22 protein-coding genes are annotated in these 18,262 nt (G+C 57.3%); 15 read left to right on the forward strand and 7 right to left on the reverse strand.

All coding sequences use genetic code 11. From position 1 onward, the window contains the following. Positions 1-21 precede the first annotated feature (21 nt). Positions 22-1,002, reverse strand: coding sequence for a flagella biosynthesis regulator Flk (flk, locus tag CWM61_RS08505; protein WP_074387929.1), 981 nt, complete (start codon positions 1,000-1,002; stop codon positions 22-24). A gap of 110 nt (positions 1,003-1,112) precedes the next feature. Between flk and pdxB the strand changes: the two genes are divergently transcribed. The 10 genes from pdxB (at position 1,113) to CWM61_RS08555 (ending at position 10,940) form a co-directional block, all read left to right on the forward strand. Beyond that, positions 1,113-2,249, forward strand: a complete 1,137-nt coding sequence (gene pdxB / locus CWM61_RS08510) for a 4-phosphoerythronate dehydrogenase PdxB (protein WP_165785258.1) — start codon at positions 1,113-1,115, stop codon at positions 2,247-2,249. Positions 2,250-2,312: 63 nt separating this feature from the next. Next, positions 2,313-3,326, forward strand: coding sequence for an aspartate-semialdehyde dehydrogenase (locus CWM61_RS08515; RefSeq protein ID WP_061153768.1), 1,014 nt, complete (start codon positions 2,313-2,315; stop codon positions 3,324-3,326). After that, on the forward strand, positions 3,326-4,138 hold the full coding sequence (gene truA, locus CWM61_RS08520; RefSeq protein WP_100631064.1) for a tRNA pseudouridine(38-40) synthase TruA: 813 nt from the start codon (positions 3,326-3,328) through the stop codon (positions 4,136-4,138). The genes CWM61_RS08515 and truA overlap by 1 nt, the downstream gene beginning before the upstream one ends. Before the next feature lie 26 nt (positions 4,139-4,164). Beyond that, a complete protein-coding gene (locus CWM61_RS08525; protein ID WP_061153770.1) occupies positions 4,165-4,824 on the forward strand; it encodes a DedA family protein in 660 nt (219 codons plus the stop codon). A 186-nt stretch (positions 4,825-5,010) separates the two neighbouring features. Then, positions 5,011-5,931 carry an acetyl-CoA carboxylase, carboxyltransferase subunit beta gene (accD, locus tag CWM61_RS08530; protein ID WP_061153771.1) on the forward strand — a complete coding sequence of 307 codons (921 nt, stop codon included), beginning with the start codon at positions 5,011-5,013 and terminating at the stop codon, positions 5,929-5,931. Positions 5,932-6,006: 75 nt separating this feature from the next. Further along, positions 6,007-7,275, forward strand: coding sequence for a bifunctional tetrahydrofolate synthase/dihydrofolate synthase (gene folC, locus CWM61_RS08535; protein ID WP_100631065.1), 1,269 nt, complete (start codon positions 6,007-6,009; stop codon positions 7,273-7,275). Further along, on the forward strand, positions 7,265-7,963 hold the full coding sequence (gene dedD / locus CWM61_RS08540) for a cell division protein DedD (protein WP_100631066.1): 699 nt from the start codon (positions 7,265-7,267) through the stop codon (positions 7,961-7,963). The genes folC and dedD overlap by 11 nt, the downstream gene beginning before the upstream one ends. Before the next feature lie 216 nt (positions 7,964-8,179). Then, positions 8,180-8,668 carry a colicin V production protein gene (gene cvpA / locus CWM61_RS08545; RefSeq protein ID WP_002913214.1) on the forward strand — a complete coding sequence of 163 codons (489 nt, stop codon included), beginning with the start codon at positions 8,180-8,182 and terminating at the stop codon, positions 8,666-8,668. Positions 8,669-8,701: 33 nt separating this feature from the next. After that, on the forward strand, positions 8,702-10,219 hold the full coding sequence (purF, locus tag CWM61_RS08550; RefSeq protein WP_100631067.1) for an amidophosphoribosyltransferase: 1,518 nt from the start codon (positions 8,702-8,704) through the stop codon (positions 10,217-10,219). Between the two features lie 136 nt (positions 10,220-10,355). Then, positions 10,356-10,940 carry a UbiX family flavin prenyltransferase gene (locus CWM61_RS08555; protein WP_074387934.1) on the forward strand — a complete coding sequence of 195 codons (585 nt, stop codon included), beginning with the start codon at positions 10,356-10,358 and terminating at the stop codon, positions 10,938-10,940. A gap of 65 nt (positions 10,941-11,005) precedes the next feature. Here the strand turns inward: CWM61_RS08555 and CWM61_RS29115 are convergent, their stop codons facing one another. Then, the gene (locus CWM61_RS29115; protein ID WP_012540975.1) at positions 11,006-11,167 is read right to left on the reverse strand and encodes a hypothetical protein; all 162 of its coding nucleotides are present in this window, start codon (positions 11,165-11,167) and stop codon (positions 11,006-11,008) included. Between the two features lie 40 nt (positions 11,168-11,207). Between CWM61_RS29115 and argT the strand changes: the two genes are divergently transcribed. The 5 genes from argT to hisP all read left to right on the forward strand — a co-directional run bounded on the left by argT (position 11,208) and on the right by hisP (position 15,287). Beyond that, entirely contained in the window at positions 11,208-11,990 is a 783-nt protein-coding gene (argT, locus tag CWM61_RS08560; protein WP_100631068.1) for a lysine/arginine/ornithine ABC transporter substrate-binding protein ArgT, read from the forward strand. Between the two features lie 267 nt (positions 11,991-12,257). Next, entirely contained in the window at positions 12,258-13,040 is a 783-nt protein-coding gene (hisJ, locus tag CWM61_RS08565; RefSeq protein WP_002913209.1) for a histidine ABC transporter substrate-binding protein HisJ, read from the forward strand. A 66-nt stretch (positions 13,041-13,106) separates the two neighbouring features. Further along, complete coding sequence (locus CWM61_RS08570; protein WP_061153777.1) at positions 13,107-13,793, forward strand: histidine ABC transporter permease HisQ; 687 nt, start codon at positions 13,107-13,109, stop codon at positions 13,791-13,793. Continuing rightward, positions 13,790-14,506: an ABC transporter permease gene (locus CWM61_RS08575; protein ID WP_061153778.1), complete on the forward strand. Its 717-nt coding sequence runs from the start codon at positions 13,790-13,792 to the stop codon at positions 14,504-14,506. Before CWM61_RS08570 ends, CWM61_RS08575 begins: the two co-directional genes overlap by 4 nt. A 7-nt stretch (positions 14,507-14,513) precedes the next feature. Then, entirely contained in the window at positions 14,514-15,287 is a 774-nt protein-coding gene (gene hisP, locus CWM61_RS08580) for a histidine ABC transporter ATP-binding protein HisP (protein WP_008803931.1), read from the forward strand. A gap of 5 nt (positions 15,288-15,292) precedes the next feature. Here the strand turns inward: hisP and CWM61_RS08585 are convergent, their stop codons facing one another. The 5 genes from CWM61_RS08585 to folX all read right to left on the reverse strand — a co-directional run bounded on the left by CWM61_RS08585 (position 15,293) and on the right by folX (position 18,199). Next, positions 15,293-15,820, reverse strand: a complete 528-nt coding sequence (locus CWM61_RS08585; RefSeq protein WP_074387935.1) for a GNAT family N-acetyltransferase — start codon at positions 15,818-15,820, stop codon at positions 15,293-15,295. Positions 15,821-15,895: 75 nt separating this feature from the next. After that, positions 15,896-16,450: a helix-turn-helix transcriptional regulator gene (locus tag CWM61_RS08590; protein ID WP_061153780.1), complete on the reverse strand. Its 555-nt coding sequence runs from the start codon at positions 16,448-16,450 to the stop codon at positions 15,896-15,898. A gap of 3 nt (positions 16,451-16,453) precedes the next feature. Beyond that, positions 16,454-16,714: a hypothetical protein gene (locus CWM61_RS08595; protein WP_100631069.1), complete on the reverse strand. Its 261-nt coding sequence runs from the start codon at positions 16,712-16,714 to the stop codon at positions 16,454-16,456. A gap of 210 nt (positions 16,715-16,924) precedes the next feature. Beyond that, complete coding sequence (locus CWM61_RS08600) at positions 16,925-17,818, reverse strand: TIGR01777 family oxidoreductase (RefSeq protein ID WP_100631070.1); 894 nt, start codon at positions 17,816-17,818, stop codon at positions 16,925-16,927. Positions 17,819-17,836: 18 nt separating this feature from the next. Beyond that, complete coding sequence (gene folX, locus CWM61_RS08605) at positions 17,837-18,199, reverse strand: dihydroneopterin triphosphate 2'-epimerase (protein ID WP_002913200.1); 363 nt, start codon at positions 18,197-18,199, stop codon at positions 17,837-17,839. Between the last annotated feature and the right edge of the window lie 63 nt (positions 18,200-18,262).

Below are 18,262 nucleotides of genomic sequence, written 5' to 3' on the forward strand. Positions count from 1 at the left end.
CGCGTTTTCCTGCGACGTGGGCTACAGCAGCCACCACAGCAGAAGGAGCAGGATCAATACACCGCCCAGCGCCAGCTGCCACGGCTTAGCGGCCCACGCTCGTTTCGGCGCGGGCTTTTCCTGCGGGATGGCCAACGTCTCCTGAGCGCGGGCTACCCGCAGCACAAACACCTTATTCAACAGCGCCAGGATCTGCGCTGGGCTCAGCGTCGTCTGCGGGGTGACCTGCCAGCTGCGACGCGCAAAGTCGACAATCTTTTGCCACTCTGCGGCCTCCAGCGGCTGCTTGAGCGCTCCCTGCAGCGAGGTGAGCGTGGGCGAGCTTTGTGCACTCAGCGTTTGCCGCGCCTGAAGCCAGTATGAAAGCGGCGTGAAGTGCGTCGCCGGGATCAGCTCTCCGGATTTGACACCGCAAAGTTCCAGCATGGACTGCCAAATCAGCTTGCTCGGTTCGCCGGTGGCAGCCGCCAGCTTAGTCACCAGCTGATTAAGCGTGTTGTGCTCCGCCGGCAAGAGCGGGCGCAGGGTCGCGGGACGCTGCTGCGGTTGCGGGATCGATAGCTGGCCGCGCTGCAGCAGGTGCAGAATGTTCTCCAGCTGCGGCTGGCTTAGCGCATGCAGCGCCGTTTGCCCATAATGTTGACGAATATAATCGCTGACCGCCTGACGGTTATTGCCTTGACCCAGCAGATCGCTGAGCTGTGCCAGCGTCTGGCGATGATGATGATTGTCCTGAGCCATGGTTAAACGCTGATTGAGACTCGTCTCCGCGGCGTTGAAATGGCGGGCCAGCAGGGGGGTGTCGCCTTTCAGTCCAAGGTCATGCTTGACGCAGGCCCACACTTCCGCATTCTGCTGCGAGGTCAGCGCCACCAGGCGCGTGATCAGTCGCTCCAGGACGGTGCGTTGCTGCATGGAAAGCGAAGGTTCGCCGGTGGCGGCAGTGCCTGATGGACCTCGCCCCGGAGGACGGTCTGGCATATCTGCAAGGGGGTGCGTCATGATTCATCCTTTCGATATCGCGGTGCTGGAACCAGGTGATGAGTATGCCTGGCGGCCAGATTATGGCACACTTCCCCGGTTAACTCTCGTTCTCAGACAGGTACTGAACTGTGAAAATCCTCGTTGATGAAAATATGCCCTATGCCCGTGATCTTTTTAGCCGTTTAGGCGATGTGCAAGCGGTTCCAGGCCGTCCGGTTCCGGCCGATGCCCTGACCGATGCGGATGCCTTAATGGTGCGATCGGTCACCCGGGTCAATGAAGCATTGCTCTCCGGCAAGGCCATTAAGTTCGTCGGCACCGCTACCGCAGGCACCGATCACGTCGATCAGGCGTGGCTGCAGCAGGCAGGGATTGGTTTCTCCGCGGCGCCCGGCTGCAATGCCATTGCGGTGGTGGAGTACGTCTTTTCATCGCTGCTGATGCTGGCCGAACGCGACGGCTTCGCGCTGCGCGATCGCACCGTCGGGATCGTTGGCGTCGGCAACGTCGGCGGACGGTTGCAAAAACGGCTGGAAGCGCTGGGGATCAAAACCCTGCTCTGCGATCCGCCGCGCGCCGATCGCGGAGACGAAGGCGATTTCCGCTCCCTCGATGCCCTGGTCCAGGAAGCCGATGTACTGACCTTCCATACCCCGCTGTATAAAGAAGGGCCGTATAAAACCCTGCATCTGGCGGATGAAGCGCTGATTAGCCGACTGAAGCCTGGAACGATTTTAATTAACGCCTGCCGCGGGCCGGTGGTGGATAACGCCGCGCTGCTGAAACGGCTGGAAGCCGGCCAGCCACTGAGCGTGGTGCTGGACGTCTGGGAGCCGGAGCCGGATCTTAACGTTGCGCTTCTCAAGCGAGTGGATATCGGTACCGCGCATATTGCCGGCTACACCCTCGAAGGGAAAGCGCGCGGGACGACGCAGGTTTTTGAAGCCTACAGCGCCTTTATCGGCCATCCGCAGCAGGTGGCACTGGATACCCTGCTGCCGGCGCCGGAATTTGGCCGCATCACCCTGCATGGCCCGCTCGATCAGCCGACGCTGAAAAGACTGGTCCATTTGGTGTATGATGTGCGCCGCGATGATGCGCCGCTGCGGAAGGTGGCGGGCGTCGCCGGTGAATTCGACAAGCTGCGTAAAAACTATCAGGAACGCCGCGAATGGTCTTCGCTGTATGTACAGTGCAGCGATGCGCAGGCGGCGACGCTGTTGCGTCAGCTCGGTTTTAACGCTGTGCATCATCCTGTTCGTTAATGTCTTCTTAATGCCTCTGCCGGATACTCCGGCAGGGCCGCTTTATTTCTGGAGTAAACCACCATGTCTGAAGGCTGGAATATTGCCGTACTGGGCGCAACGGGCGCCGTAGGCGAAGCCCTGCTCGAAACTCTTGCTGAACGCCAGTTCCCGGTGGGGGAGATTTTTGCTCTGGCGCGCAATGAAAGCGCGGGCGAACATCTGCGTTTTGGTGGCAAGTCGGTGATCGTCAAGGACGCCGCCGAGTTTGACTGGACCCAGGCCCAGCTGGCCTTCTTCGCTGCCGGCGTCGAAGCCAGCGCGGCGTATATCGAAGACGCCACTAACGCCGGGTGTCTGGTTATCGATCTCAGCGGCCTGTTCGCGCTGGAGCCGGACGTGCCGCTGGTGGTGCCGGACGTGAACCCGTTCGTTCTGGGCGACTACCGCAATCGCAACCTGATCGCGGTGCCCAATAGTCTGACCAGCCAGCTGCTGACGGCACTCAAGCCGCTTATCGATCAGGGCGGATTGTCGCGCATCAGCGTCACCAACCTGCTCTCCGCTTCGGGACACGGGAAAAAAGCGGTGGATGCGCTGGCAGGGCAGAGCGCCAAGCTGCTGAACGGGATCCCCGTTGATGAAGACGATTTCTTTGGCCGCCAGCTGGCATTTAATATGCTACCGCTGCTGCCGGATCGTGAAGGGAGCGTGCGCGAAGAGCGGCGTATCGTCGATGAAGCGCGCAAAATCCTTCAGGATGACGGGCTGATGATTTCCGCCAGCGTCGTTCAGTCGCCGGTCTTCTACGGCCATGCGCAGATGGTGAACTTTGAAGCGATGCGTCCGCTGGCAGCGGAAGAGGCGCGCGACGCCTTTACTCGCGGCGAAGAAATTGAGCTTTCTGAAGAGGGCGAATTCCCAACTCAGGTTGGCGACGCTTCCGGCAATGCCCGTCTCTCCATCGGCTGTGTGCATAACGATTACGGCATGCCGGAGCAGATTCAGTTCTGGTCCGTCGCGGATAACGTCCGCTTCGGTGGCGCGCTGATGGCGGTGAAGATCGCCGAGAAGCTGATTGAGGAGTACCTGTACTGATGTCTGAGATGGAGCAGCAGCCGATCTTTAAAATCGCGCTGGGCATCGAGTACGACGGCAGCAAATATTATGGCTGGCAGCGGCAAAACGAAGTGCGCAGCGTGCAGGAGAAGCTGGAAAAGGCGTTGTCGCAGGTGGCTAACGAACCGGTAAGCGTATTTTGCGCCGGTCGCACCGACGCCGGTGTCCATGGCACCGGCCAGGTGGTGCATTTCGAAACCCGGGCGCAGCGTAAAGATGCCGCCTGGACGCTGGGGGTAAATGCGAATTTACCTGGTGACATCGCGGTGCGTTGGGTTAAACATGTGCCGGCGGATTTTCACGCCCGGTTCAGCGCCACAGCGCGACGCTATCGTTACGTTATCTATAATCATCGCCTGCGCCCGGCGGTGTTGAGCCAGGGCGTCACGCATTTTCACCAGCCGCTCGACGCCGAGCGTATGCAGCGCGCTGCGCAGTGTCTGCTGGGGGAGAATGACTTTACCTCGTTTCGCGCGGTGCAGTGTCAGTCGCGCACCCCGTGGCGAAACGTGATGCATATTAACGTTACCCGCTACGGTGCTTATGTGGTGGTGGATATCAAAGCAAACGCCTTTGTACATCATATGGTCAGGAATATTGTGGGCAGCCTGATGGAAGTCGGCGCCGGAAACCAGCCGGAGAGCTGGATGGCAGAACTGCTGGCAGCAAAAGACAGGACGCTCGCTGCGGCAACGGCAAAAGCGGAAGGGTTGTATCTGGTGTCGGTTGATTACCCGGCCCACTATGATTTACCGGTGCTGCCAATGGGCCCGCTGTTTCTGGCGGACTAATAGGGTCATTAAGGGTAAAGACAAATATGGACTTGATTCACTTTTTAATTGATTTCATCCTGCATATTGATGTGCACCTTGCCGAACTGGTTGCCCAGTACGGCGTCTGGGTTTATGCCATTCTGTTTTTGATTCTGTTCTGCGAAACCGGGCTGGTGGTGACGCCGTTCCTGCCGGGCGATTCACTGCTGTTCGTGGCGGGCGCGCTCTCGGCGCTGCCGACCAACGATCTCAATGTTCACCTGATGGTATTGCTGATGATTATCGCGGCTATCGTCGGCGATGCGGTTAACTACACTATTGGCCGACTGTTCGGCGAGAAGCTGTTCAGTAATCCGAACTCGAAGATTTTCCGTCGTAGCTATCTGGATAAAACCCATAGCTTCTATGAACGTCACGGCGGAAAAACCATTATCCTGGCGCGCTTTGTGCCGATAGTCCGAACCTTCGCGCCGTTTGTGGCGGGAATGGGGCATATGTCCTATCGTCATTTTGCAGCCTATAACGTGGTCGGGGCGCTGCTGTGGGTGTTGTTGTTCACCTACGCCGGCTATCTGTTTGGCGATCTGCCGGTGGTGCAGGAGAACCTGAAGCTGCTGATTGTGGCGATCATCGTCCTCTCCGTCCTGCCCGGCGTGATTGAAATCATCCGCCATAAGCGGGCGGCGTCAAAGCAGGCGAAGTAGCTCGCCCTGCGCTGCGCGTGACGGCCATGTGTCGTCACGCGCAGCGGTTTGACCACTTTTTTATCCCATGTTCCGGGATGATATGATTTAATGTGCAACATTCATGGTCTGTAAGAGGCAAAAATGGCATTATGCGCCCCTTACGACAAAACTGGCATCGACCAGGTTCAGGCAGAAAGGTTATCAATGAGCTGGATTGAACGAATTAAAAGCAACATCACTCCCACCCGCAAGGCGAGCATTCCTGAGGGTGTATGGACCAAGTGCGACAGCTGCGGTCAGGTACTCTACCGCGCCGAGCTGGAGCGCAACCTGGAGGTTTGTCCTAAGTGCGATCACCATATGCGCATGTCGGCGCGTAATCGCCTGCATAGCCTGTTGGATGAAGGTTCTCTGGTAGAACTGGGTAGCGAACTTGAGCCAAAAGATGTGCTGAAGTTCCGCGATTCAAAAAAATACAAAGACCGCCTGGCGTCCGCTCAGAAAGAGACGGGCGAGAAAGACGCGCTGGTGGTGATGAAAGGTACGCTCTATGAGATGCCGGTGGTTGCCGCCGCCTTTGAGTTCTCCTTTATGGGGGGCTCGATGGGTTCCGTCGTCGGTGCACGCTTTGTGCGCGCGGTGGAGCAGGCGCTGGAAGACAACTGCCCGCTGATCTGTTTCTCCGCCTCCGGCGGTGCCCGTATGCAGGAAGCGCTGATGTCGCTGATGCAGATGGCGAAAACCTCCGCCGCGCTGGCAAAAATGCAGGAGCGCGGATTACCGTACATCTCCGTGCTGACCGACCCGACCATGGGCGGCGTATCGGCGAGCTTTGCGATGCTGGGCGATCTGAACATTGCCGAGCCGAAAGCGCTGATCGGCTTTGCCGGTCCTCGCGTGATTGAGCAGACCGTACGCGAGAAGCTGCCGCCGGGATTCCAGCGCAGCGAGTTCCTGATTGAAAAAGGGGCGATTGATATGATCGTTCGCCGCCCGGAAATGCGTCTCAAGCTGGCCAGCATTCTGGCGAAGCTGATGAACCTGCCGGCGCCGGTTCCCGCTTCGGAAGCGCCTAATGAAGGCGTGGTGGTGCCGCCGGCACCGGATCAGGAACCAGAGGCCTGATAAAGCAGAGGGCAGGGCCTGGCGGCGCTGCCCTTTTTTATTCATACGCGTTAACCGTCAATTCTTGCGGGCATCATGGAAAAAGATCCTATTCCTCAGGCCACGTCGCCCCTGGCTACGTGGCTTTCTTATCTGGAACATCTGCACAGTAAAACCATCGACCTGGGGCTGGCGCGCGTCAGCGAGGTCGCCGGGCAGATGGCTATCGTCAAACCGGCGCCGTTTGTCTTTACGGTTGCTGGCACCAATGGCAAAGGCACCACCTGCCGTACCCTGGAAACCGTCCTGATGGCGGCTGGCTATAAAGTGGGGGTTTACAGCTCCCCGCACCTGGTGCGCTACACCGAACGCGTGCGCATTCAGGGAGCTGAACTACCGGAGGCGGCGCATACGGCCTCGTTTGCTGAAATCGAAGCGGCGCGCGGTGACATATCGTTGACCTATTTTGAGTACGGCACGCTCTCGGCGCTGTGGCTGTTTAAGCAGGCGCAGCTGGACGTGGTGATCCTTGAGGTCGGGCTGGGTGGCCGTCTCGACGCCACTAACATCGTGGATGCTGACGTGGCGGTGGTCACCAGCATCGCCCTCGATCATACCGACTGGCTGGGGCCGGATCGCGAAAGTATCGGCCGGGAAAAAGCGGGTATCTTTCGTGCCGGTAAACCGGCGGTGGTGGGTGAGCCGGATATGCCGCACACCATTGCCGACGTGGCCAGCGAGAAAGGCGCGCTGCTCCAGCGCCGCGGCGTCGACTGGCGCTATGAGGTGGAGGGCGAAACATGGTCCTTCCACGACGGGGCCGGGGCGTTAAGCTGCCTGCCGCTGCCTCAGGTGCCGTTGCCGAATGCGGCGACGGCCGTGGCGGCGCTGCGCGCCAGCGGGCTTGCTGTCGATGAGACTATCCTCCGCGATGGGATCCGCGATGCGATGCTGCCGGGACGCTTTCAGATAATCAGCGACGCCCCGCGGGTGATCCTCGATGTAGCGCATAACCCACACGCGGCGGCCTATCTCGCCGGGCGTCTCAAAACGTTAGCGAAAACGGGACGCGTGCTGGCGGTTATTGGTATGCTGCATGATAAAGACATTGCCGGCACGCTGGCCAATCTGGCCCCGGAAGTCGATGCCTGGTACTGTGCGCCGCTGGAAGGCCCGCGCGGAGCGACGGCGGAGCAACTGGTGGAACATTTGCGTGGCGGCACAGTCTATACCAGCGTGGCGCAGGCGTGGCATGCGGCCATGGCTGACGCTAAAGTGGAAGATACCGTGCTGGTGTGTGGTTCATTTCACACCGTAGCGCAGGTAATGGAAGAGATAGACGCGGGGAGAATCGGTGGCGAGTAAGTTTCAGAACCGTTTAGTCGGGACAATCGTGCTGGTGGCTCTGGGGGTGATTATCCTGCCAGGGCTGCTGGACGGGCAGAAAAAGCATTACCAGGATGAGTTTGCCGCGATCCCACTGGTGCCGAAACCGGGCGATCGCGATGAACCGGATATGTTGCCAGCGGCGACCCAGGCGTTGCCTTCGCAACCGCCGGAAGGGGCGGCGGAAGAGGTGCGGGCGGGCGATGCCGCCGCGCCATCGTTAGATCCGTCGCGTATTCCGGTGAACAGCAACAGCTTCGATGACGTTCAGGAGCCGGTGGTGGCCGCGAAACCGCAACCCAAGCCGCAGCCGAAACCACAGCCACAGCCGCAACAGCAGGCCGCGACGCCAACGCCGCAGCCGGCTAAGCCGCAACAGCAACAGCCACAGCAGCAGCAGCAGGCGGCCCTGCCGGCGCCGACCGGCAAAGCCTATGTGGTTCAACTGGGCGCGTTGAAGAACGCCGATAAAGTGAATGAGATTGTCGGTAAACTACGGGCCTCGGGTTTCAAAGTCTATACGTCGCCTTCGACGCCGGTACAGGGTAAAATTACCCGCATCCTCGTCGGCCCGGATGCATCAAAAGACAAGCTGAAAGGCCAACTGGGCGATCTGCAACAGATCTCCGGACTCAGCGGGGTCGTGATGGGCTTCACCCCAAACTGATTGTTTTTTTCGCAATGCGGAGAGAACGTTGCGGGGAGAAACGCCCCGCAAACCCTGTCTCAGCCGCCCTGAAGAGGCGAAAGGCAGTCTGGCGTTGAATGTTTTTTCAGCGCCATTTTTATTTCTGTAGGGCATGGAAATCCCTACGCAAACGTTTTCTTTTTCTGTTAGAATGCGCCCCGAACTGGACGACAGGGCGTAAATCGTGGGACGTATATGGTCTGGATTGATTACGCCATTATGGCGGTGCTGGGTCTTTCTTGCCTGGTCAGCCTGATCCGCGGCTTTGTTCGCGAAGCTTTATCGTTAGTGACGTGGGGTTGCGCGTTTTATGTCGCCAGCCATTACTACGCTGACCTGTCTGTCTGGTTTACGGGCTTTGAGGATGAACGGGTTCGAAATGGGATTGCTATTGCGGCGCTGTTTATCGTGACGCTCATCGTTGGCGCTATCGTGAACTATGTGATAGGTCAGCTGGTGGAGAAGACCGGTTTGTCAGGTACCGACAGGGTATTGGGGATCTGCTTCGGCGCGCTACGTGGGGTGCTGATCATCGCCGCTATCTTGTTCTTCCTTGACACTTTTACCGGGATGGCGAAGAGCGATGACTGGCATCAGTCGCAGTTTATTCCCTATTTTACCCCCGTCATCAGATGGTTTTTTGAATACCTGCAAAGCTCGTCAAGTTTCTTGCCTAAAGTATAGACTTTGGGTCGTTGCTGAACGAGGAAAAGACGTATGTGCGGTATTGTCGGTATCGCCGGTGTTATGCCGGTTAACCAGTCGATTTATGATGCGCTAACGGTGCTCCAGCACCGTGGACAGGATGCCGCTGGCATCATCACCATTGATGCCAACAACTGCTTCCGGTTGCGTAAGGCTAACGGGCTGGTAAGCGACGTATTCGAAGCCCGCCACATGCAGCGTATGCAGGGCAATATGGGTATTGGCCACGTGCGTTATCCTACGGCGGGCAGCTCCAGCGCCTCCGAGGCGCAGCCGTTTTACGTTAACTCGCCGTATGGCATCACATTGGCGCATAACGGCAACCTGACTAACGCACACGAGCTGCGTAAAAAGCTGTTTGAAGAAAAACGCCGCCACATCAATACCACCTCTGATTCCGAAATCCTCCTCAATATTTTCGCCAGCGAGCTGGATAACTTCCGCCACTACCCGCTGGAAGCGGACAACATCTTCGCTGCGATTGCGGCGACCAACCGCCAGATCCGCGGCGCGTATGCGTGCGTGGCGATGATTATCGGTCATGGCATGGTGGCCTTCCGCGACCCCAACGGCATTCGTCCGCTGGTGCTGGGTAAACGTGACGTTGGCGACGGCCGCACCGAGTATATGGTGGCGTCTGAAAGCGTGGCGCTCGATACGCTTGGTTTTGAATTCCTGCGCGATGTCGCACCGGGCGAAGCGGTCTATATTACCGAGAAAGGCCAGCTGTTTACCCGTCAGTGTGCCGATAATCCGGTCAGCAACCCGTGCCTGTTCGAGTACGTCTATTTTGCCCGCCCGGACTCGTTTATCGACAAAATTTCCGTCTACAGCGCCCGCGTCAACATGGGGACTAAGCTGGGCGAAAAGATTGCCCGTGAGTGGGAAGATCTGGATATTGACGTCGTTATCCCGATCCCGGAGACCTCCTGCGACATCGCTCTGGAAATCGCCCGCATTCTCGACAAGCCTTATCGTCAGGGCTTCGTGAAGAACCGCTACGTCGGCCGGACGTTTATCATGCCGGGTCAGCAGCTGCGTCGTAAATCTGTTCGTCGTAAGCTCAACGCCAACCGTGCGGAATTCCGCGATAAGAACGTGCTGCTGGTCGATGATTCCATTGTACGCGGCACCACCTCTGAGCAGATCATTGAGATGGCGCGCGAAGCGGGGGCGAAAAAGGTTTATCTGGCCTCCGCTGCGCCGGAAATTCGTTTCCCGAACGTGTACGGTATCGATATGCCGACCGCCAACGAACTGATCGCCCATGGCCGCGAAGTGGATGAGATCCGCCAGATCATCGGCGCCGATGGCCTGATTTTCCAGGATCTCAACGATTTGATCGACGCGGTGCGCGCGGAGAACCCGGATATTCAACAGTTTGAATGCTCGGTGTTCAACGGCGTGTACGTCACCCGGGATGTCGACCAACAGTACCTCGACTACCTTGACTCCCTGCGTAACGATGATGCCAAAGCGGTACAGCTGCAGAACGAAGTCGAAAATCTGGAGATGCACAACGAGGGTTAACCCCTTCGCGCATCGCGGGCCTGCCGTTCCTGAGGGACGGCGGGCCTTTTTTTATCCCATTGGTGGTGCCTCAATGGTTGCGCCAGAGGCTATAATCCGGCAAAGTCTGCGGCACACGCGCAAGGGGTAACAGAACGTGAAACGACTGATTATTGGCATTTCTGGCGCCAGCGGCGCTATCTATGGCGTGCGGATGCTGCAGGTGCTGCGGGGTGTGCCGGAGATTGAAACCCATCTGATCCTCAGCCAGGCGGCGCGGCAAACGCTGGCCCTCGAGACCGACTTCAGCGTGCGCGACGTGCAGGCGCTGGCCGATGTGGTGCATGACGCCCGCGATATCGCCGCCAGTATCTCTTCCGGTTCGTTTAAAACCGCCGGGATGGTGATTTTACCCTGCTCAATGAAAACGCTCTCTGGCATTGTCCATAGCTATACGGATGGCCTGCTGACGCGGGCGGCCGATGTCGTGCTGAAGGAGCGTCGTCCGCTGGTGCTCTGCGTGCGGGAAACGCCGTTCCATCTCGGCCATCTGCGATTGCTGGTTCAGGCCGCGGAGCTCGGGGCGGTCATTATGCCACCGGTGCCGGCCTTTTATCACCGGCCGCAAAGCCTGGATGATGTCATCAACCAGACCGTCAATCGGGTGCTCGATCAGTTCGATATTAGCCTGTCTCAAGACCTGTTTACCCGCTGGCAGGGGACACTGGATTGCACTAAATAAGTGCATTCAATGTACGCTTGCGCCTCGGTGGTGCAAATTTGTCGTCCCGATCAAATCCTCGACATTTATTTCGTCTTTTTGCGCTGAGGCACTGCGGTTTCGCCAGTAATGCTGGTATCTTCCCTTCCAAGACAATCCTGCAACTTTATTTTAACAAATTTAACCCTGTTCCCGGCACGCACCGGGAAGATGGCACAAAAACTGCAGGATTGATCGGCAATCACCATAACAAGCAACGCACCACATCACGACACTTAAGGGTACTGTATGAAGAAGACGATTCTGGCTCTCTCTTTACTCGTGGGAATGAGCAGCACGGCGAGCGTGTTTGCTGCTCTGCCGCAGAGCATTCGCATTGGCACTGACGCGACCTATGCGCCATTTTCGTCGAAAGACGCAAAAGGGGACTTTGTTGGTTTTGATATCGATTTAGGCAATGAGCTGTGCTCCCGAATTAAGGTGAAATGTACCTGGGTCGGCAGTGATTTTGACTCCCTGATCCCCTCCCTCAAAGCGAAGAAAATTGACGCCATCATCTCTTCGCTCTCCATCACCGAGAAGCGTCAGCAAGAGATCGCCTTCTCTGACAAGCTTTATGCCGCTGACTCGCGTCTGATCGCCGCCAAAGGGTCGCCGATCCAGCCGACGCTGGAGGCGCTGAAAGGCAAGCACGTCGGGGTGCTGCAAGGTTCTACTCAGGAAGCCTATGCCAACGACCGCTGGCGTAGCCAGGGCGTTGACGTGGTGGCCTACCAGAACCAGGATCTGATCTATTCAGACCTTGCTGCAGGCCGTCTGGATGCGGCGCTGCAGGATGAAGTCGCCGCCAGCGAAGGCTTCCTGAAACAGCCTGCCGGGAAAGATTTCGCCTTCGCCGGCCCGTCGGTGAAAGATAAAAAGTACTTTGGCGACGGTACCGGTATCGGCCTGCGTAAGGACGACGTCGAACTGAAAGCCGCGTTTGATAAAGCGCTGGGCGAGATACGTAAAGACGGCACCTACGACAAACTGGCGAAGAAATACTTCGATTTTAACGTTTACGGCGACTAAGACTGCTGCAGGCCCGCACGATAGTGTGGGCCTGACGCCATACTCGTGATCCTGCCCCAGAACGGTGCAACAAAAAACGCTGTGGATCATTTCAGTGCAAAAGCAGCCAGTTTTTTGGCTAAAAAATGCATAGTTAAGCGTTTCTGATGCAAAAAATCGGCCTTTCTGGTGCATAAATCTTTGCCCTCAAGGGGCGAATAATGGCACGATAACTGGCGTAAATAGTTCTAATAAACCCGTTAGAATGACAGTCTGTCGAGGATAGTTATGAAAAAACTGGCGTTGTCTCTCTCTTTAGCGCTGGCCCTTTCCAGCGTTTCCACGGTCTTTGCCGCCATTCCGCAAAAAATTCGTATTGGCACCGATCCGACTTATGCCCCCTTCGAATCGAAGAATGCGCAGGGGGAATTGGTGGGTTTTGATATCGATCTGGCAAAAGAGCTGTGTAAGCGTATTAATACCCAATGTACCTTTGTTGAAAACCCGCTGGATGCACTGATCCCCTCCTTAAAAGCCAAGAAAATCGACGCGATTATGTCTTCGCTGTCGATTACCGAAAAGCGCCAGCAGGAAATTGCCTTCACCGACAAGCTGTACGCGGCAGATTCGCGTCTGGTGGTGAAAAAGGGCAGCCCGGTAACGCCGGATCTGGCCACGCTGAAAGGTAAGCGCGTGGGCGTGCTGCAGGGGACGACTCAGGAAACCTATGGCAATGAGCACTGGGCGCCGAAAGGTATCGAAATTGTCTCCTATCAGGGGCAGGACAATATCTATTCCGACCTGACCGCCGGCCGTATCGACGCCGCGTTCCAGGATGAGGTCGCGGCCAGTGAAGGGTTCCTTAAACAGCCTATCGGTAAAGATTACCAGTTTGGCGGACCGTCGATTAAAGATGAGAAGCTGTTCGGCGTCGGCACCGGTATGGGGCTGCGTAAGGAAGACAACGAACTGCGTGAAGCGCTGAATAAGGCGTTTGCAGAGATGCGTAAGGACGGCACCTACGACAAACTGGCGAAAAAATACTTCGATTTTAACGTATACGGCGAATAATTCTCACGCCTCACCACTGCGCGTGCGTTTCACGCGCAGTGGTGAATGACAGACAGGGTAGGCAGCATGCTGTATGGGTTTTCACAAGTTATTTTGCAGGGTGCGCTCGTCACCCTGGAGCTTGCGCTCAGCTCGGTCGTTATTGCGATCCTGATCGGGCTGGCCGGCGCTGGCGCGAAGCTATCGAGCAATCGTCCTCTGGCGCTGGTGTTTGAAGGCTATACCACACTGATTCGCGGCGTCCCCGACCTGGTGCTGATGCTGCTGATTTTCTATGGCCTGCAGATTGCGCTAAACAGCGTCACTGATGCGCTGGGCATGACGCAGTTTGATATCGATCCGATGATCGCTGGGATTATCACCCTCGGCTTTATCTATGGCGCCTATTTTACGGAAACCTTCCGCGGCGCCTATCTTGCGGTGCCAAAGGGGCATATCGAAGCGGCTACCGCATTCGGCTTTAGCGGCGGGCAGACGTTCCGGCGTATTCTGTTCCCGGCGATGATGCGCTACGCGCTGCCGGGGATCGGCAACAACTGGCAGGTTATCCTCAAGGCAACGGCGCTGGTCTCGCTGCTGGGTCTGGAGGATGTGGTCAAAGCCACGCAGCTGGCCGGGAAAAGCACCTGGCAGCCGTTCTACTTCGCCATCGTCTGCGGCCTGATTTATCTGGTGTTTACCACCCTTTCTAATGGCGTACTGCTGCTGCTCGAACGCCGCTATACCGTTGGCGTGAAGAGGGCTGACCTGTGATTGAAATTATTCAGGAGTACTGGAAATCACTGCTGTGGACCGACGGCTATCGCTTTACCGGCGTGGCAATAACCTTATGGTTGCTGATCGCCTCGGTGGTGATGGGCGGCGTTATGGCGGTGTTTCTGGCGATCGGCCGCGTCTCAAGCAATAAATTTATCCAGTTCCCCATCTGGCTGTTCACTTACATCTTTCGCGGCACGCCGCTGTATGTGCAACTGCTGGTTTTTTACTCCGGCATGTATACCCTGGAAATCGTCAAAGGCACGGAACTGCTGAACGCTTTTTTCCGCAGCGGGCTAAACTGCACGGTGCTGGCGTTAACCCTGAATACCTGCGCCTATACCACTGAAATTTTCGCCGGGGCGATCCGCTCAGTACCTGCCGGGGAAATTGAAGCGGCGCGGGCCTACGGCTTCTCGTCCGTCAAACTGTACCGCTGCATTATTCTGCCTTCCGCGCTGCGCATTGCGCTACCAGCCTACAGTAACGAAGTGATCCTCATGCTGCACTCCACCGCGCTGGCGTTTACCGCTACGGTGCCCGATCTGCTGAAAATCGCTCGCGATATTAACTCCGCGACCTATCAGCCGTTCACTGCCTTTGGCATCGCCGCGGTGCTCTATTTAATTATCTCGTATGTGCTGATTAGCTTGTTCCGTAAAGCGGAAAAGCGCTGGTTGCAGCATATCAAACCTTCTTCGACGCATTGAGAACGCCATGTCCGACAATAAATTAAACGTTATCGATCTGCACAAACGCTATGGAGAACACGAGGTGCTGAAGGGCGTCTCCCTGCAGGCGAAAGCCGGGGACGTGATCAGTATCATCGGTTCATCGGGTTCAGGGAAAAGCACCTTTTTGCGCTGCATTAACTTCCTCGAAAAACCGAGCGAGGGCACGATCGTCGTCAGTGGCCAGAATATTGGCCTGGTGCGGGATAAAGACGGCCAGCTGAAGGTGGCTGACAAGAACCAACTGCGTCTGCTGCGTACTCGCCTGACCATGGTGTTCCAGCATTTCAATCTGTGGAGCCATATGACGGTGCTGGAGAACGTCATGGAGGCGCCGATTCAGGTGCTGGGCTTAAGCAAACAGGAAGCGCGCGATCGCGCGGTAAAATACCTGGCCAAGGTCGGGATTGACGAACGTCAGCAGGCGAAATACCCGGTACATCTCTCCGGCGGCCAGCAGCAGCGTGTCTCTATTGCCCGCGCGCTGGCGATGGAGCCGGAAGTGCTGCTGTTTGATGAGCCGACGTCAGCGCTGGATCCGGAACTGGTGGGCGAAGTGTTGCGTATCATGCAGCAGCTGGCGGAAGAGGGAAAAACCATGGTGGTGGTGACCCACGAAATGGGTTTTGCCCGCCACGTCTCTTCGCATGTTATTTTCCTGCATCAGGGCAAAATTGAAGAAGAAGGGCATCCGGACGCGCTGTTTGGCGCGCCGAAAAGCCCGCGCCTGCAGCAGTTTCTGAAAGGTTCGCTGAAATAAATGCTTCACCCGGCGTCTGTGGGCGTCGGGTGAGATTCACGCTCCAGCCGATAGATCCAGTCATCGTAATCGACGCCGTTCAGATGATAGGCTTTCTCCAGCACCTGGGTGCGCACAAAGCCCTGTTTCTCCAGCAGACGCGATGAGCCACGATTTTCTCCCAGCACCCAGGCATTGATGGCCTGCACGCCCAGCGTGCTGAAACCATAATCGCAGATCGCACGCAGCGCTTCGCTGGCGTAGCCTTTTCCCTGGGCCTGCGGCAGCAGGGCGTAGCCGACGTCAGCCTCGTGCGGATTTTTCGGACTGATGCGTAGCCCAATATCGCCCAGTGCGTCGCCGCGTTTATCTCGCAAAACAAACACCCCGGGATCGGCACAGCGGCTGGCAAACACGCTGCGCAGCGCCGTCTCGCTTAACACTTCCCCCATGAAACGCATCACCTGCGGATCCTGACGCAGGCGCAGAAAAAAGGGCCAGTCGGCGGCAACAAAGTGGGTAAGCGAAAGGCGCAGCGTGGTTATTGTCGTCATAAAGCAGTCAATACGGAGAAAGGAAGGTCCACCTTACCACTTTGCTTCTTCTGATTACACCGGCGAACCGGCCAGTCAGCGGCCAGCTGGCGATGAACTCAGGAGTTTCAGGTGTCCCTGTACGCGCTGGTTGTCCGGGATACTACGAAGCTGCAGCGCCAGGTTGAGGCTATCCAGGAGTTGAGCATGAGCCACCAGCGTAGAATCGGCGGCGAGGCGCTTCTCCGCGACCAGCCAGTCAACGACGGTTTTCCAGCGCCATAGCGGGGAGTTGCCTGTAACCCGCTGGACCGGCCCGGGAAAACGCCCACTACCGCGAGTGCCTTCTTTTAGCATGGCGATAGCCTGGCGGGAGACGCCAGTGAGCTCGGCGATATCGCTCAGCCCCACCAGCGTTGAATCTACCGATTCCACACGGACCTGGGGTAGCGCGGCGGATTCAACGTCGCGGATCGCGGACAGTACTGCCTGCTCGAGAGATTCGCTATCGCGGTCAAATTCCAGGTAGACCGCAGTGCCGTAGAAGCAGATCAGCGCATCGCTACAGCCAGCGGCAAAGAGCGCATCTTCCAGTCCTGGCGTCTGGCTGGTGACGCCGGAAAGCGTCAGCGTAAAATTAAAAAGCGGCATCGTTTAGCGTTCCTTATGCGTGTGCGTGATACGGTCCGTCGCTGAAAGCGAGCAGCGTTCGATCATTCTGATGATCTGCCGGGCATGATTTTCAGGCGGCGCAGGCGTCGACCATATGCTCATCATGTGCTGACGGTGTTCGGCTATCCCGCAAATCAGCCGCGCAAAGCAGTGGCTGCTTCTGCCCGCGGGTATCACTATCCAGCCCTCCGCCAACGCTCTGGCGATGGCGGCCCTGATATGTTTGTCCGGATGTTCCTTCATCGCGATGTCCTGCTCAGAATAAAAGGAGTGTTGACGTTCGTCAACATTTTTGGCGATAAAAGCATCGCCAGGACGTTATGGCAGAAGAAGTCATTTGACGTTGGAATACACTTCACAATCAACGCGGTGAAGGGAACAGAAGAAAAAAACGTTGCGAGGTAGTGTCCAGTTGGAGGGAATCAGGGGAGCCAATGCTCCCCCGTTTAGCCATTATCCCAGCACATCCTTGAGCGCTTCGTCCAGATCGTACCAGCGGAAGGCGAAGCCAGCGGCTTCCAGACGCTTAGGCAGCGCGCGCTGGCCACCGAGCACCAGGACGGCGGATTCACCCATCAGCAGGCGGATAGCGGCGGCAGGAACGCGGAAAATGGCTGGTCGATTGAGCGCATGACCCAGCGCGTGGGCGAACTGTTCGTTATGCACCGGATAGGGAGAAACCATATTGAACGGGCCGCGTAGATCGTTATCCAGCAGCCACAGAATGCCGTTAACCATATCGTCGATATGGATCCAGGCCAGGTACTGTCTGCCGCTGCCGATGGGCCCGCCGAGGCCGAGCTTAAAGGCGGGCGTCATTTTGCCAAGAATACCACCCCGCGGGGCCAGTACCACACCGGTGCGCAGCAGGCAGACGCGGGTCTGTTCGCTTTGCGCTTTGCAGGCAATTTGCTCCCAGCGGGCGCAGAGCTTATGGGTAAACTCATTGTGCGGTGGCTCTTCTTCGGTCACCACCACCTCGCCGAGATCGCCATAGTAGCCGGTGGCGGACCCGCTGATCAGCACGGAGGGAGGCGTGTCGCTGGCGTGGATCAGGCCAACCAGCCGCTGAGTGAGATCCCAGCGGCTATGGCACAAGCGTTGTTTCTGCTCGGCCGTCCAGCGTTTATCAGCAATGGGCTCGCCTGCCAGATTGATGACGGCATCAATCTCGTTGAGGTGGTGATGGCCTTCGAAATCGCGCCACAGCGTGACGCGCGGATCGAGGCGGGCGCGGGCGGTATCTGGATGCCGTGTGGATACCGTGACGCTATGCCCCAGCTCCAGTAACCGGGGTATCAGATGTCGGCCAATCAGGCCCGTGCCACCCGTAAGCAGGATCTTCATACCACCTCCCTGACATCGTTATCGCCGCCAGCTCATGGTCATCGACACCGAGTCGGCATAGCGCAGCGCATGAAGTTTATCGATCTCCACTTCAGCATATGTGACCCAGTGATGTTCGCATGCGATATTCAGCACATCCTGAGTTAATTTTTCCAGTAGCGAGAAACGGCCATTCTCAAGATGACTGATGATGCGCTTGGTAATGGTGCGGTAGTTCAGCGCATCATTGATGTCTTCGCTGTCGCGTGCCTTATCGGCGGGATAGTGAATCGCAACATTCACCACCACGTCCTGGCGGTTGGCGATCTCTTCCTCTTTAATTCCAATAAAAGTACGCAGGCGCAGGTTCTTAATACGAATAATGGCGTCTGGTTGAGACATTGCAGGCTTCCTCCGTGTTGTAAGTCCTGCAATCATACAACAAAGCGCGACGGGCGAGCAGGG

The organism is Klebsiella sp. K-Nf6 (genome assembly GCF_002806655.1).
GTDB classification, from domain to species: Bacteria; Pseudomonadota; Gammaproteobacteria; order Enterobacterales; family Enterobacteriaceae; genus Klebsiella; species Klebsiella variicola.

Bases quoted from the DNA above. Each gene is read 5' to 3' on its own strand.
- flk (WP_074387929.1), bottom strand. From the start codon at position 1,002: ATGACGCACCCCCTTGCAGATATGCCAGACCGTCCTCCGGGGCGAGGT.
- CWM61_RS08515 (WP_061153768.1), top strand. From the start codon at position 2,313: ATGTCTGAAGGCTGGAATATTGCCGTACTGGGCGCAACGGGCGCCGTA.
- truA (WP_100631064.1), top strand. From the start codon at position 3,326: ATGTCTGAGATGGAGCAGCAGCCGATCTTTAAAATCGCGCTGGGCATC.
- CWM61_RS08525 (WP_061153770.1), top strand. From the start codon at position 4,165: ATGGACTTGATTCACTTTTTAATTGATTTCATCCTGCATATTGATGTG.
- accD (WP_061153771.1), top strand. From the start codon at position 5,011: ATGAGCTGGATTGAACGAATTAAAAGCAACATCACTCCCACCCGCAAG.
- folC (WP_100631065.1), top strand. From the start codon at position 6,007: ATGGAAAAAGATCCTATTCCTCAGGCCACGTCGCCCCTGGCTACGTGG.
- cvpA (WP_002913214.1), top strand. From the start codon at position 8,180: ATGGTCTGGATTGATTACGCCATTATGGCGGTGCTGGGTCTTTCTTGC.
- purF (WP_100631067.1), top strand. From the start codon at position 8,702: ATGTGCGGTATTGTCGGTATCGCCGGTGTTATGCCGGTTAACCAGTCG.
- CWM61_RS29115 (WP_012540975.1), bottom strand. From the start codon at position 11,167: ATGGTGATTGCCGATCAATCCTGCAGTTTTTGTGCCATCTTCCCGGTG.
- argT (WP_100631068.1), top strand. From the start codon at position 11,208: ATGAAGAAGACGATTCTGGCTCTCTCTTTACTCGTGGGAATGAGCAGC.
- hisJ (WP_002913209.1), top strand. From the start codon at position 12,258: ATGAAAAAACTGGCGTTGTCTCTCTCTTTAGCGCTGGCCCTTTCCAGC.
- CWM61_RS08570 (WP_061153777.1), top strand. From the start codon at position 13,107: ATGCTGTATGGGTTTTCACAAGTTATTTTGCAGGGTGCGCTCGTCACC.
- hisP (WP_008803931.1), top strand. From the start codon at position 14,514: ATGTCCGACAATAAATTAAACGTTATCGATCTGCACAAACGCTATGGA.
- CWM61_RS08585 (WP_074387935.1), bottom strand. From the start codon at position 15,820: ATGACGACAATAACCACGCTGCGCCTTTCGCTTACCCACTTTGTTGCC.
- CWM61_RS08590 (WP_061153780.1), bottom strand. From the start codon at position 16,450: ATGCCGCTTTTTAATTTTACGCTGACGCTTTCCGGCGTCACCAGCCAG.
- CWM61_RS08595 (WP_100631069.1), bottom strand. From the start codon at position 16,714: ATGAAGGAACATCCGGACAAACATATCAGGGCCGCCATCGCCAGAGCG.
- CWM61_RS08600 (WP_100631070.1), bottom strand. From the start codon at position 17,818: ATGAAGATCCTGCTTACGGGTGGCACGGGCCTGATTGGCCGACATCTG.
- folX (WP_002913200.1), bottom strand. From the start codon at position 18,199: ATGTCTCAACCAGACGCCATTATTCGTATTAAGAACCTGCGCCTGCGT.